The organism is Paracoccus binzhouensis, assembly GCF_016446475.1.
Taxonomy (GTDB): domain Bacteria; phylum Pseudomonadota; class Alphaproteobacteria; order Rhodobacterales; family Rhodobacteraceae; genus Paracoccus; species Paracoccus binzhouensis.
On the sequence record NZ_JAEHFP010000027.1, the window covers coordinates 28,817 to 42,737 of the forward strand.

General features: G+C 68.2%; 10 protein-coding genes. 6 read left to right on the forward strand and 4 right to left on the reverse strand.

The window, feature by feature from the left end; translation table 11 throughout:
* The first annotated feature begins 2 nt into the window (after positions 1-2).
* From I9P22_RS08825 to I9P22_RS08835, 3 genes are read left to right on the forward strand one after another with little or no spacing between them, the layout of a single operon-like run.
* A complete protein-coding gene (locus tag I9P22_RS08825) occupies positions 3-1,262 on the forward strand; it encodes a Zn-dependent hydrolase (RefSeq protein WP_199259152.1) in 1,260 nt (419 codons plus the stop codon).
* Entirely contained in the window at positions 1,259-2,743 is a 1,485-nt protein-coding gene (locus I9P22_RS08830) for a M81 family metallopeptidase (protein ID WP_199259153.1), read from the forward strand. The genes I9P22_RS08825 and I9P22_RS08830 overlap by 4 nt, the downstream gene beginning before the upstream one ends.
* An 8-nt stretch (positions 2,744-2,751) precedes the next feature.
* Positions 2,752-3,522 carry a FadR/GntR family transcriptional regulator gene (locus I9P22_RS08835; protein WP_199259154.1) on the forward strand — a complete coding sequence of 257 codons (771 nt, stop codon included), beginning with the start codon at positions 2,752-2,754 and terminating at the stop codon, positions 3,520-3,522.
* 74 nt (positions 3,523-3,596) lie between these two features.
* Here I9P22_RS08835 and ssb read toward each other — a convergent pair whose 3' ends face one another.
* Complete coding sequence (gene ssb / locus I9P22_RS08840) at positions 3,597-4,109, reverse strand: single-stranded DNA-binding protein (protein ID WP_199259155.1); 513 nt, start codon at positions 4,107-4,109, stop codon at positions 3,597-3,599.
* 209 nt (positions 4,110-4,318) lie between these two features.
* Between ssb and I9P22_RS08845 the strand changes: the two genes are divergently transcribed.
* Positions 4,319-4,966 carry a lytic transglycosylase domain-containing protein gene (locus I9P22_RS08845; RefSeq protein WP_199259156.1) on the forward strand — a complete coding sequence of 216 codons (648 nt, stop codon included), beginning with the start codon at positions 4,319-4,321 and terminating at the stop codon, positions 4,964-4,966.
* Between the two features lie 49 nt (positions 4,967-5,015).
* Here I9P22_RS08845 and I9P22_RS08850 read toward each other — a convergent pair whose 3' ends face one another.
* Both I9P22_RS08850 and hemB read right to left on the reverse strand, forming a co-directional pair.
* Positions 5,016-5,618, reverse strand: coding sequence for a lipid-binding SYLF domain-containing protein (locus I9P22_RS08850; protein ID WP_408635175.1), 603 nt, complete (start codon positions 5,616-5,618; stop codon positions 5,016-5,018).
* A 72-nt stretch (positions 5,619-5,690) separates the two neighbouring features.
* Entirely contained in the window at positions 5,691-6,689 is a 999-nt protein-coding gene (gene hemB, locus I9P22_RS08855; protein WP_199259157.1) for a porphobilinogen synthase, read from the reverse strand.
* Between the two features lie 162 nt (positions 6,690-6,851).
* Between hemB and I9P22_RS08860 the strand changes: the two genes are divergently transcribed.
* Both I9P22_RS08860 and mfd read left to right on the forward strand, forming a co-directional pair.
* Positions 6,852-7,418, forward strand: a complete 567-nt coding sequence (locus I9P22_RS08860; protein WP_199259158.1) for a hypothetical protein — start codon at positions 6,852-6,854, stop codon at positions 7,416-7,418.
* A gap of 42 nt (positions 7,419-7,460) precedes the next feature.
* Positions 7,461-10,928 carry a transcription-repair coupling factor gene (gene mfd, locus I9P22_RS08865; RefSeq protein WP_199259159.1) on the forward strand — a complete coding sequence of 1,156 codons (3,468 nt, stop codon included), beginning with the start codon at positions 7,461-7,463 and terminating at the stop codon, positions 10,926-10,928.
* Positions 10,929-11,253: 325 nt separating this feature from the next.
* On the opposite strand, the gene clpA is transcribed toward mfd, so the two are convergent.
* Positions 11,254-13,575, reverse strand: a complete 2,322-nt coding sequence (gene clpA, locus I9P22_RS08870; protein WP_199259160.1) for an ATP-dependent Clp protease ATP-binding subunit ClpA — start codon at positions 13,573-13,575, stop codon at positions 11,254-11,256.
* Positions 13,576-13,921: the final 346 nt, after the last annotated feature.

The following is a 13,921-nucleotide window of genomic DNA, read 5'->3' on the forward strand; positions in this document are numbered from 1 at the left end:
CCATGTCCAACCTGAATATCGACGCTGCCCGGCTGTGGGACAGCCTGATGGAGACGGCGCAGATCGGGGCCACGCCCGACGGCGGTATCGCCCGGCTGACGCTTTCGGACGAGGACCGCCGCGTGCGCGACTGGCTGCGTGCCCAATGCGACGCGCTGGGGCTGGAGATGGTGGTGGACGAGGCCGGCAACATGTTCGCCACCCGCCCCGGCGTCCGCGCGGACCTGCCTGCCATCGCCATGGGCAGCCATCTGGACACCCAGCCCACGGGCGGCAAGTTCGACGGCGTGCTGGGGGTGCTGGCGGGGCTCGAGGTGCTGCGCACGCTCGACGCCGCCGGCTACCAGACCGAGGCGCCCCTGATGCTGGTCAACTGGACCAACGAGGAGGGCTCGCGCTTTTCGCCGGCCATGCTCGGCTCGGGCATCTGGGCCGGGGTCTATAGCCGCGAATACGGCGACGGACGGACGGACGCGCGCGGCGACAGCTTCGGCGCCAGCCTCGACCGCATCGGCTATCGCGGCGAGGCCAGGGCGGGTTCGGTCCGTTTCGGCGCCATGTTCGAGCTGCATATCGAGCAGGGCCCGATCCTCGAGGCCGAGGGCGCGCAGATCGGCGTGGTGCAGGGCATCCAGGGCATGCGCTGGTTCGAACTGACGCTGACCGGCACGGCGGCGCATACCGGCTCGACCCCGATGGGGATGCGCCGCAACGCGCTGCTGGGCATGGCGCGGGTGATCGAGGGCATCGACCGCATCGCCAAGGCGCACCCGGACGCCGTGGGCAGCATCGGCTTCCTGGAAATCAGCCCGAACTCGCATAACGTGATCCCCGGCCAGGTGCGCGCCACCATCGACCTGCGCCACCCTTCGGACGCGGTGCTGGACCGGATGCAGGCCGAGGTCGAGGCGCTGGCGCGGGATGCCGCCGCAGCGGCCGGGCTGGAGCACCGGCTGGAGCAGATCTCGCGCACCGCGCCGGTGGCGTTCGACGCCGAATGCATCGCCTCGGTCAGGGCGGGGGCGAAGGCGGCGGGCTATGTGACTCGCGACATCATCTCGGGCGCCGGCCATGACGCGGCCCATGCGGCGGCCCTGGCGCCGACGACGATGATCTTCGTGCCCTGCAAGGACGGGCTGAGCCACAATCCCGCGGAATCGACCGAGCCGGAAGAATGCGCCGCCGGCGCGCAGGTGCTGCTGGAGGCGGTGCTGGACTACGACCGTCGCCTGGCCGAGGCCCGCAAGGAGGCCGCCGCATGACCCGCCTTGTCCTGGCGCGGCTGAACCACGAGACCAACAGCTTCTCGCCGGTCAAGACGCCCTTGGCCGCCTTCGCCCCGAAATGGGGCGGGGAGGCGCAGGCCGCGGCCGGGAATTATCCTGCCGCCATCGGCGCCTTCCATGCCTTCGCCCGCCGCATCGGCGCCGAAATCGAGGTGCCGCTGGTCGCCCATGCCATGCCCTCGGGGCCGGTCGAGGACGACGCCTTCGAGGCCATGGCCCAGGCGATTCTGGCCGCGGTTGAAAAGGGCTGCGACGGCATCCTGCTGGACCTGCACGGCGCCATGGTCACCCGCAGCCATGACGATGGCGAGGGCGAGCTTCTGCGCCGCATCCGCGCTGCCGCGCCGGGGGTGCCCATCGGCGTGGCGCTGGACCTGCACGGCAATATCACCCAAGCGATGCTGGACCATTGCGACGTGATCGTCGGCTTCAAGACCTATCCGCATGTGGACATGGTCGAGACCGGCGAGCATGTCGCGCGCCTGTTCGAGCCGCTGCTTTACGGCGCCCCGCGCCCGGCGATGGCGCTGTGCCATCCACCGATGCTGGCGGCGACGCTGTGCATGAACACGACGACCGACTGCGCCATGGCCGACCTGATCGCGCTGGCCCGGCAGGCCGAGGCGCGGCCCGGCGTGCAGGCGGTGACGGTCTTCGGCGGCTTTCCGATCTCGGACCTGGCCGAGACCGGCCTCTCCATCGTCAGCGTCGCCGACACGCCCGAACTTGCGCGCGAGGTGGCCCGGGAGCTTGGCCGCGAGGCATGGCGGCGGCGCGCCGAATATGTCTATGCCGAGGAACCCCTGCCGCAATCCATCGCCCGCGCCGCCGCGCTGGCGGACGGCTCGGCACCGGTGCTGCTGCTGGACCATGGCGACAATTGCATGTCGGGCGGCAGCTGCGACGTGATGGACGTGCTGGAGGAATTGCTGGCCGCAGGCCATGACGGGATCATGGTCGGCCCGATTGCCGACCCGCAGACCGTGGCCCGGCTTTTCGCCGCGGGCGAGGGGGCCGAGGCCGAGATCGCGCTCGGCAACAAGACCCCGGCCGAGGGCCTGCCCGCGCCGCGCCCGCCGCTGCGGCTCAAGGGCCGGGTCGCGGCGCTGTCGGACGGGCGCTATCGCGTCGCCGGGCCGATCTATCACGGGCAGGAGCTGTCGATGGGCCGCGCCGCCGCCTTCGACACCGGCGTCGCCCGCATCGTCATCTGCGAGCAGCCGCACGAGCCGCTGGACCTGGGCTGCTTTGCCTGCCTGGGCCTCGACGCCGCCCGGGCGCGCTTCCTGCACCTGAAATCGCGCATGTATTGCCGCCCGGTCTTCGAGCCGCTGGCCAAGGCGGTGGTGGAATGCGCCAGCTCGGGCGTAACCGCCTCGGATTACCAACTGTTTGCTTTCAAAAAACTCGCCCGGCCCATATATCCGCTGGACCTGGGGACAACCTGGCACGATTGAAGGACCGCATGGATCAGGACGCGCCGGCAGGCAAGGAACGCAGGCTGACCCGCATCAAGCTGTCGGACCAGGTGGCCGAGGACATCCGCCGCCGCATCGCCCGCGACGGCCTGCGTCCCGGCGACCGCCTGCCGCATGAGCGCGCGCTGATGGAGCATTACGGCTGCTCGAAAGGCACCATCCGCGAGGCGCTGAAGGCGCTGGAGGTCGAAGGGCTGGTACGCATGCTGTCCGGGCCGAATGGCGGGCCCGAGATCCAGCCCGCCTCGATCGACATCGTTACCCAGCAGCTGCGGCAATACCTGCATTTCCAGAAGATCGACTTCGCCCAGGTCTACGAGCTGCGCCAGTCGCTGGAGGTCAGCCTGGCACGCAACGTCATCGGCAAGCTGACTCCGGCGCATTTCCGCCGGCTCGAGGAGAACATCCGCATCTGCGAAGCGGCGAACGCGGCGCAGGACCGTGCCGTGGTCCGCCGGGCCGAGACCGAGTTCCACGACATCCTCTGTGAGGCCTCGGACAACGTGATCCTGGTCTTCATGTGCCGCTTCCTGAACAGCATGCTGCGCGACCTGGTCAGCTATCGCAGCGAAAGCATGCGCGAACACGAGATCTTCGGCGAGGCGAATATCGAGAGTCACCGGCAGCTGCTGGCCGCCTTCCGCGCCGAGGACGGCGACGTTGCGGCCCGCATCATGCATGACCACATGTGCTGCGCCGAAAGCTACATGCGCCGGCTGGATGCCTCGTTCCGCTCGGACCTGCTGAGCCGGTTCTGAAACGGCAAATCCCGGCCGCACGGGACCGGGATTCGTGGAATCGGAATCTGGGGACCGGAATCTGGGGAGCGGGATCAGAACGGGATGTCGTCGTCGAAATCGGGGCGGTTCTGCGACTGCCCGCCGCCCGAGGAACTGCTGCCCGAAGCACCACCCGAGGCGCCGCCGCCATAGCCGCCGCCACCGTAGCTGCCGCCGCCATAGCTCTCGTCGCGGCCGCCGCCGCCCGGGCCGCCGCGGCCGTCCAGCATGTGCAGTTCACTGCGGAAGGGGCGCAGGGCGACCTCGGTCGCGTAGCGGTCGTTGCCGTTCTGGTCTTGCCATTTGCGGGTTTCCAGCTGACCCTCGACATAGACCTTGGAGCCCTTCTTCAGATATTGCTCGGCCACGCGGACCAGCGGTTCGGAATAGATCACCACCGTGTGCCACTCGGTGCGCTCGCGCCGCTCGCCGGTGTTGCGGTCCTTCCATTGCTCGCTGGTGGCGATCCGCAGATTGGCGACCTTGCCGCCGTTCTGGAAGCTGCGGACTTCCGGGTCCTGACCCAGATTGCCGACCAGGATCACCTTGTTCACGCTGCCTGCCATGCCGCGGGGCCCTTTCGTTGCTTTCGTTAGCCGCGGGTGTAGCGCGTCCCGGCCCGCTGGGGCAAGCGGAATGGCATGCCGCGCCATAGGCGGAAATCCGCCGAAGAATTCAGCGCCGGCCGGCGCGCGCAATCCTCTTGCGGAGCCGGCCCGGCTTTGCGCTATAGTGCGGCACAAAAAAACACGACGGCATGCATGAGGGACCAGAGATGCTTTCACGCAATCGGGCGATGCTGCGCCAGTTTGGCCGGGCGGTGATCGCCTTGGCGATTTCGGCCGGGCTGGCCGTGCCGGCCGCGGCCGAGGGGTTGCGGCTGCAGGTGAAAAGCGGCAAGTCGCGGCTGGCGCAGTTCGAGCGGCAGACGCGGTTGATGGATTCGCGCCTGGCCGGGCAATACCAGCAATCGGCGCGGCTGCGCCCCGGCGGCACCTCGACGAAAAGCGTGGTCGAACTGGACCTGCCGACCGCCGTGCCCGCCTATCGCGGCAGCCGGCGCAGCCAGTATCTGCCCCATGCCCGCGCCATGGCCCGCAAGCACGGCATCCCCGAAGACCTGTTCCTGCGGCTGGTGCAGCAGGAATCGGGCTGGAATCCCTCGGCGCGCTCGCACAAGGGGGCGCGGGGGCTGGCGCAGCTGATGCCGGGCACCGCGGCCAGGCTGGGCGTCGATCCCAACGACCCGATCCAGAACCTGGAAGGCGGGGCCCGCTACCTGCGCATGATGTACAACACCTTCGGCAGCTGGCGGCTGGCGCTGGCGGCTTATAATGCCGGGCCGGCGGCGGTGGCGAAATATGGCGGCGTGCCGCCCTATCGCGAGACGCGCAACTACGTCCGCATCATCCACGGCAGCTGAAGCACAAAGGCCGGGCAGGAGCCCGGCCTTGTCGATTCCGGCCGCGGCCTCAGAAGGTCGAGGGGATGATGCGGGTGTATTTCGTCCCGGCGATCGAGGCGCCGGCCATCAGCCCGGACTGGCCGAAGACCATCGCCACCACCGGCTGCTGCGAGGTGATGGTGTCGGCGCCCATCGACACGCCACCGGCGGGCAGGGCGTAATAGGCCCCGGCCTCGGCCACCCAGCCCGGCGCGCGGCGGAAATCGGCCAGCGCGGCATCGGTCTGGAAGATCAGCACATGGGCATATTGCTGGGCGCCGATCTGGAAGCCGACGCTGGCCTGGGTTGCCGAATAGTAATCCACCGTCACGTCGTTGATGCGCAGCGCGCCCTGGCCATAGGCGCCGCCCACGCCGAACCCCGCCTCGGTCATCAGCGGCATGTAAAGCACGCCCTTGGCGTTCTGCACCATGGGCGCGACATTGGGATAGGTGCGCAGCAGGTAGTCCCGGGTCGCATCGACCCGCGCGTCCAGCCGCGAGGGCGCGTCCTGTCCGACGGCGTTCGAGCAGCCGGCAAGCCCCAGCACCGCGCCACCCAGCAGCAGCCCGCCCCGCGCCAGGCCGCCACGCAGCAGCAGGCGCCGGCTCATCCCGTTGGAATTCGTCATGTTTCGCCCCTCGTTCCCTGTTCGGCGGCTGGCCCGCCTGTCAAGGCGGCGATGATAAAGGACGACCCGCCCTCATGCCAGCCTTTCGGCGACCTGCGGCGCGTAATAGGTCAGGATGCCGTCGCAGCCGGCGCGGCGGAAACCCAGCAGGCTTTCGGCCACCACGTCGCGCGACAGCCAGCCGTTGCGGATCGCGCCCTCGATCATGGCGTATTCGCCGCTGACCTGATAGGCGAAGGTCGGTGCCGCGAACTGGTCCTTCACCATGCGGCAGATGTCCAGATAGGGCATGCCGGGCTTGACCATCACCATGTCGGCGCCCTCGGAAAGGTCGCGGGCGACGCAGCGCATCGCCTCCTCGCGGTTCGCCGGGTTCACCTGATAGGTCTTCTTGTCGCCGACCAGCCGCCCCGAGGCGCCGACCGCGTCGCGGAACGGCCCATAGAAACCGCTGGCGAATTTCGCCGCATAGGACAGGATCGCCACGTCCTTGTGGCCATTCGTCTCCAGCAGCCCGCGCAAGGCGCCGATGCGCCCGTCCATCATGTCCGAGGGGCCCAGGATGTCCGCCCCCGCCTCGGCCTGCACCAGCGCCATGCGGCCAAGCGCCTCGACCGTCTCGTCGTTCAGGATCACCCCGTCGCGTACCAGTCCGTCATGGCCGTTGGCGTTATAGGGGTCCAGCGCGATATCGGTCATTACCGCCAGTTCGGGCGCGACCTCCTTGATGGCGCGGATGGCGCGGTTGCCGATGTTCTCGGGATCCCAGGCGCGCTCGCAGCCCTCGGTCTTCAGGTCCGGGTCGGAATGCGGAAAGATGCAGATCGCCGGGATGCCCAGTCGCATCGCGGTTTCCGCGGCGCGTTTCGCGCCCTCCAGAGTCAGCCGCTCGACCCCGGGCATCGAGGGGATCTCGCCCGCGCCGCCGGCGATCTCGGTCACGAAGATCGGCCAGATCAGGTTGGCGGGGGTCAGCGTCACCTCGGTCACCATCGCGCGCAGCGCCGGCGTGCGGCGCAGCCGGCGCAGGCGGGCGGCGGGGAAGGGGGCGGCGATCGGGGTCGGGGACATGGCGGGGCCTGTGGCTGCGGGGATCTGGGCCCGAAACTGCACCTTGGGCCGACAGGGCGCAACCCCCGCGCTACCCTTCAGCACGGGCGCGGGAAAATCGTGGTTTTCCTTTGCGTCACGCCCGGTTAGTTTGCCTGTCGCAACCGATGCAAGGAAGAAGACGTGCTTCGACCCGAGGGAATTCTCGCCCTGCTGGACAGCCGGTCCTTCGGCTCGATCTGGTTCTGGGTGATCCTGATGCTGGCCTGGACCATGGCGGGGCGACGCATTCTCGGCGTGCCCTCGGACGTGATCGCCGGGGCCATCGGCGCCGAGCCCGGCCCCGAGGACGACCCGGCGGCGCTGGCGCTGCTCGACTGGCTGTCGCTGACCCTGCCGCGCTGGCGCATCGACCAGCGCGAAGGCGCGATCCTGCTGGGCCTGGGCACCTTCCTGCTGACGGCGCTGGCCGTCCTGGGCTTCGGCTACGGGCTGGAGATGGCGCAGGCGCTGGTGGTGCTGATCCTGCCCTTCGCCCTGCTTTTCGCGCTGGAACTGCGGCTGGCGCGGCGGCTGCACGCGGTGCTGGCCCGGGCCGAGGTCGGCCAGCCGGTGAACGAGGCCGGGGCCGAGGCCGCGCGGCTGATGCGCCATCACAAGAGGGTGGTCGCGGCCATGTCGATCCTGGCGGTGGCGCTGACCGCCTTCTACGGTGCGCTCTGGATGATCGCGCATCCCTTCGGCTTCTGAACCGGACTTGACTTCGCCCGTGCCGGCTTTACCTCGGGGCGCATGGCATCGCATCCCGAACACCTGATCCTGTCCGGCGCGCCCGAGGGCATGGACGCCGCCCTGGTCGCGCGCGAACTGGCCCGTGGCAATCCCGTCATCCACATCGCCCGCGACGACCGGCGCATGGCCGCGATGCGGGCGGCGCTGGCCTTCTTCGCGCCGCAGGCCGCGGTGCTGGAGTTTCCGGCCTGGGACACCACACCCTATGACCGGGTCTCGCCCGCCGGGGGCGTGATGGCGGCGCGCATGGCGGTGCTGACGGCGCTGGCGCATGGTGCGCAGAAGGGGCCCTTCGTGCTGCTGACCACGCTGTCGGCCGCCATGCAGCGCGTGCCGGCGCGCGAGGCGCTGCGCGACGCCGGCTTCTCGGCCGCCGTGGGCGACCGCATGGATGAGGCCGCGTTGCGCGCCTTCCTGGCCCGCATGGGCTTCTCGCAGGTGCCGACCGTGACCGAGCCCGGCGATTTCGCGGTCCGGGGCGGCATCATCGACATCTTCCCGCCCGGCGAGTCCGGGCCGATCCGGCTGGACATGTTCGGCGACGTGCTGGAGGGCGCGCGCAGATTTGACGCGGAAACTCAGCGCTCCATCGAAAAGCTCGACCGCATCGAGCTTGCGCCCATGTCCGAGGTGATCCTGGACGAGGACGCCATTACCCGCTTTCGCCGGAACTACCGTGCCGAATACGGCGCCGCCGCCAACGATCCGCTTTACGAAGGCATCACCGCCGGCCGCAAGATGGCGGGGATGGAGCATTGGCTGCCCTGGTTCCATGCCCGGCTGGAAAGCCTGTTCGACTACCTGCCCGGCGCTTCGGTGGTGACGGACGACCACCTGGACCAGGTCCGGGACGCGCGCTGGCACACGATCGCCGAACAGTTCGAGGCCCGGCGCGAGGCGCTGGCCCGCAAGACCGGCACCGACACGGTCTATCGCCCGGTTCCGCCCGCCCAGATGTTCCCGGACGAGGCGGAATGGACGCGCTGGCTGGCCGCACATCGGATGCTGCGCCTGTCGGTGCTGCCGCGCCCCCCCGGTCCGGGGGTGCTGGATGCCGGCGGCCGGGTCGGCCGCAACTTCGCCCCCGAGCGGCAAGCCGAAAAGGGAAATCTGTTCAAGGCGCTTTCTGATCATATTCGAAACCTTCAGACCTCGCGCCGGGTGGTGATCGCCAGTTTCTCGGAAGGCGCACGCGAGCGGCTTGCCGGGCTGATCGCCGACGAGGGTATCAAGGACGCCAAGCCCATCGCCGATCTGCGCGATCTGCCGGCCGCACCCGGCGCGCTGGGGCTGGCGGTCTGGCCGCTGGAGGAGGGCTTTGTCTCGGACGGCGCGGCGACCGGGCCGCTGGCGGTGATCTCCGAGCAGGACGTGCTGGGCGACCGGCTGATCCGGGGCGCGAAGCGCAAGCGCAAGGCCGAGAACTTCCTGCGCGACACCACCACTCTGACCCCCGGCGATCTGGTGGTGCATGTCGAGCATGGCATCGGCCGCTATACCGGCCTCGAGACCGTCAAGGCGCTTGGCGTGCCGCATGATTGCGTGGCGCTGGAATATGCCGGCGGCGACCGGCTTTACCTGCCGGTGGAAAACATCGAGCTGCTCAGCCGCTACGGGCACGAGGAGGGGCTGCTCGACAAGCTGGGCGGCGGGGCCTGGCAGGCGCGCAAGGCGCGACTGAAGGAGCGTATCAAGCTGATCGCCGACCGGCTGATGCGCGTCGCGGCCGAGCGGCTGCTGCGGCCTGCCCCGATTCTCGAGCCCGAGCATCACGAGATCGAAAGCTTCGCGGCCCGCTTCCCCTATGCCGAGACCGAGGACCAGGCAGCAGCGATTTCCGACGTGGCCGAGGATCTGGCCGCCGGCCGGCCGATGGATCGGCTGGTGGTGGGCGACGTGGGCTTCGGCAAGACCGAGGTCGCCATGCGCGCGGCCTTCATCGCCGCCAGCCAGGGCCGGCAGGTTGCGGTGGTGGCGCCGACGACGCTGCTGGCGCGGCAGCATTTCCGCACCTTTGCCGAGCGCTTCCGCGGCACGGCGATCAATGTCCGACCGCTGTCGCGCTTCGTCTCTGCCAAGGATGCCGCAGAGACCCGCAAGGGCCTGGCCGAGGGCACGGTCGACATCGTCGTCGGCACCCACGCCGTGCTGGCGAAGCAGGTGCGCTTCAAGAACCTCGGCCTGCTGATCGTCGATGAAGAGCAGCATTTCGGCGTCGGCCACAAGGAGCGGCTGAAGGAACTGCGCAGCGATATCCACGTGCTGACCCTGACCGCGACGCCGATCCCGCGCACCTTGCAACTGTCACTGACCGGGGTGCGGGACCTGTCGATCATCGGCACGCCGCCGGTGGACCGGCTGTCGATCCGCACCTATGTGTCGGAGTTCGACAGCGTCACCATTCGCGAGGCGCTGCTGCGCGAGAAATATCGCGGCGGGCAGAGCTTCTTCGTCGTGCCGCGCCTCTCGGACCTGCCCGAGGTCGAGGAATGGCTCAGGGAGCACGTGCCCGAGGTCAGCACCATCGTCGCCCATGGCCAGCTGGCGGCGGGCGATCTGGACCAGCGGATGAACGCCTTTTACGATCGCGGCGCGGATGTGCTGCTGGCGACGACCATCGTGGAATCAGGTCTGGATATTCCGACCGCCAACACCATGGTGGTCTGGCGCGCCGACATGTTCGGCCTGGCGCAGCTCTACCAGATTCGCGGCAGGGTCGGGCGTTCCAAGACGCGCGCCTATTGCTACCTGACCACCAAGCCGCGCGCGCCGCTGACGCCGCAGGCGATGCGGCGGCTGAAGTTCCTGGGCGCCATCGACAGCCTCGGCGCGGGTTTCAACCTGGCCTCGCAGGACCTCGATTTGCGCGGGGCGGGGAACCTTCTGGGCGAGGAGCAGTCGGGCCATATCAAGGAGGTCGGCTTCGAGCTTTACCAGCAGATGCTGGAGGAGACCATCGCCAAGCTGAAATCCGGTGAGATCGAGGGCACGCCCGAGGACGAATGGGCGCCGCAGCTGAACCTGGGCGTGCCGGTGACGATTCCGGAAAGCTATGTGCCCGACCTGGACGTGCGGCTGGGCCTTTATCGCCGGTTGGCGGAACTGACCAGCAAGGTCGAGTTGGAGGGATTCGCTGCCGAGTTGATCGACCGTTTCGGCCCGCTGCCGCGGGAGGTGAACACGCTTCTGCTGGTCATCCGCATCAAGGCCATGGCCAAGCGGGCGAACATTGCCAGGCTGGACGCGGGGCCCAAGGGTGCGACCATCCAGTTCCACAACGACAAGTTCCCGAACCCGGCCGGGCTGGTCGAGTTCATCCACGACCAGCGCGGCCAGGCCAGGGTCACCGACAACCGGATCGTGGTGCTGCGCGACTGGCCCACGGATGCCGACCGGATCAAGGGCAGCTTCGCCATCGCCAAGGAGCTGGCGGCGAAGATCCGGGAAGGCAAGGGTCGGAAGACATGAGCTTGTTCCCGGCCGCGCGGCCGGAGGGGGGGGGGGGGGGGGGATCCGGGAAGGCAAGGGTCGGAAGACATGAGCTTGTTCCCGGCCGCGCGGCCGGACCGGGGGCGCTGCCCCCGGACCCCCGGAGTATTTGGGCAACGAAGAAGGTAGGGCGGGTGGCGAAGGGTGCCGTGCCCTTGGCGGTCCGGGCTCTGGTGCCGAAGTGCCGGCGGAGGGCCAGGTCCGGAGGCTTGCTGCGGAATCCGGCGGGCTGGCACGCGGCAATGGTGGCCGCGGTCCGAGACGGAAAAGGGCGACGCCGGTCGGCATCGCCCCTGGGGCTGGATCAGTCGGCCGTCAGCAGCGGCGGCTTGGAATTGCTGATCTTGGGCGTCTCGGGGCCGGTGATGTCGAAGACCGGCTTGTCGTCCTCGATCCGCACCCGCACCACGCCGCCCTTGGTCAGGCGACCGAACAGCAGTTCCTCGGCCAGCGGCTTCTTGATCGATTCCTGGATCACCCGGCCCAGCGGGCGGGCGCCCATCTTCTCGTCATAGCCGCGTTCGGCCAGCCAGTCGGCGGCTTCGGGCGTCAGCTCGATATGCACGCCGCGGTCGATCAGCTGCGCTTCCAGTTGCAGCACGAATTTCTCGACCACATGGACGACCACCTCGCGCGAGAGTGGCGCGAAGCTGATCACCGCATCCAGCCGGTTGCGGAATTCGGGCGTGAAGGTGCGCTCGATGGCGGCGGTATCCTCGCCCTCGCGGCGGTCGCGACCGAAACCGAAGGCGGCCTTGGCCTGATCCGCGGCGCCGGCGTTCGAGGTCATGATCAGGATCACGTTGCGGAAATCCACCTGCCGGCCGTTATGGTCGGTCAGCTTGCCGTGGTCCATGACCTGCAGCAGGATGTTGTAGACATCCGGATGCGCCTTTTCGATCTCGTCCAGCAGCAGCACGCAATGCGGATGCTGGTCCACGCCATCGGTCAGAAGCCCGCCCTGATCGAAGCCGACATAGCCCGGAGGCGCGCCGATCAGCCGGCTGACCGCGTGCTTCTCCATGTATTCGGACATGTCGAAGCGCAGCAGTTCCACCCCCAGCGACGAAGCGAGCTGCTTGGCGACCTCGGTCTTGCCGACGCCGGTCGGGCCCGCGAACAGGTAATTGCCGATCGGCTTTTCGGGTTCGCGCAACCCGGCCCGGGCCAGCTTGATCGAGGATGCCAGCGCCTCGATCGCCTTGTCCTGGCCGAAGACCAGCCGCTTCAGCGTCGCTTCCAGGTCCTTCAGCACCGCCGCGTCGTCCTTGGAGACGCTTTTCGGCGGGATGCGGGCGATCTTGGCGACGATGGCCTCGATCTCCTTGGGGCCGATGGTCTTGCGGCGCTTGCTTTCGGCGACCAGATGCTGCGCGGCGCCGGCCTCGTCGATCACGTCGATGGCGCTGTCGGGCAGCTTGCGGTCGTTGATGTAGCGCGAGGCCAGTTCCACCGCCGACTTGATCGCATCATTGGTATAGCGCAGGTCGTGGTGCTTTTCGAAGCTGGGCTTGAGGCCCATCAGGATCTTGACCGCATCCGGCACCGAAGGTTCGTTCACGTCGATCTTCTGGAAGCGGCGCGACAGCGCGCGGTCCTTCTCGAAATGCTGGCGGAACTCCTTGTAGGTGGTCGAGCCCATGCAGCGCAGCTTGCCGCCGGCCAGCGCCGGTTTCAGCAGGTTCGAGGCGTCCATCGCGCCCCCGGAAGTCGCGCCGGCGCCGATCACGGTATGGATCTCGTCGATGAACAGGATGGCGTCGGGATGCTCTTCCAGCTCCTTGACCACGGCCTTCAGCCGCTCCTCGAAATCGCCGCGATAGCGGGTGCCGGCCAGCAGCGCGCCCATGTCGAGCGAGAAGATGGTCGAGCCGGCCAGCACGTCCGGCGTCTCGCCCCGGGTGATCTTCAGCGCCAGCCCCTCGGCGATGGCGGTCTTGCCGACGCCGGGATCGCCCACCAGCAGCGGGTTGTTCTTGCGCCGGCGGCACAGCACCTGGATGCAGCGCTCGACCTCGTCGGCGCGGCCGATCAGCGGGTCCACGTCGCCCTTGCTGGCCTTCTTGTTCAGGTCCACGCAATATTTCGACAGCGCGGATTCGTCCTTGGCCTGGGCCTGTTCGGCCTGGACCTGCTCGCCCTGCTGCTCGGCGCCCTGGACCGGACGGTTTTCCGAGAAGGAGGGGTTCTTGGCGACGCCATGGGCGATGAAGTTCACCGCGTCATAGCGGGTCATGTCCAGTTCCTGCAGGAAGAAGGCGGCGTTCGATTCCCGCTCGGCGAAGATGGCGACGAGGACGTTGGCGCCCGTCACCTCGGTCCGGCCCGAGCTTTGGACATGGATCGCCGCGCGCTGGATCACGCGCTGGAAGGCGGCGGTGGGGACGGCCTCGGAACCCTCGACATCGGTGATGAGGGTCGAAAGGTCGTCCTCGATGAACTCGACCAGCATACGGCGCAACTCGTCCAGATCGACATTGCAAGCCCGCATCACCTTCACGGCATCGGGCTCCTCCGTCAGCGCGAGCAGCAGGTGCTCGAGCGTGGCAAGCTCATGGCGATGTTCGTTGGCCAGCGCGAGCGCGGCATGGATGGCCTGTTCCAGGGAGGTCGAAAAGGACGGCACTTCAAGCTCCTGTCAGTCGGCTGGCGGTATGGGCCGCCAGATTTAGCGGTCCACCTGACCAGACTGTCACGATACAGTTAAGAATCGGTGGATTTTCGCGCAATTCAAGCGGTATTTGCTTTCGCCCGTGCCGAATTTCCGGTGGTTGAGGCAGATGTGATGATCGGGTGAGGAAATTTCAAGCATCGGATCCCTGCCGGCCACGCTTGGCAAACGAATGTCGCGGCAATGCAGAATCCCCTTGCCCCGATGCCCGGCGGCCTAGGTCATGTTGACAAATGGCGAAGCCAGAGCCTGATGCAGGCGATGTCGATGAAGCCGAGGAAACTGTCTGCGGTTTTGTCGT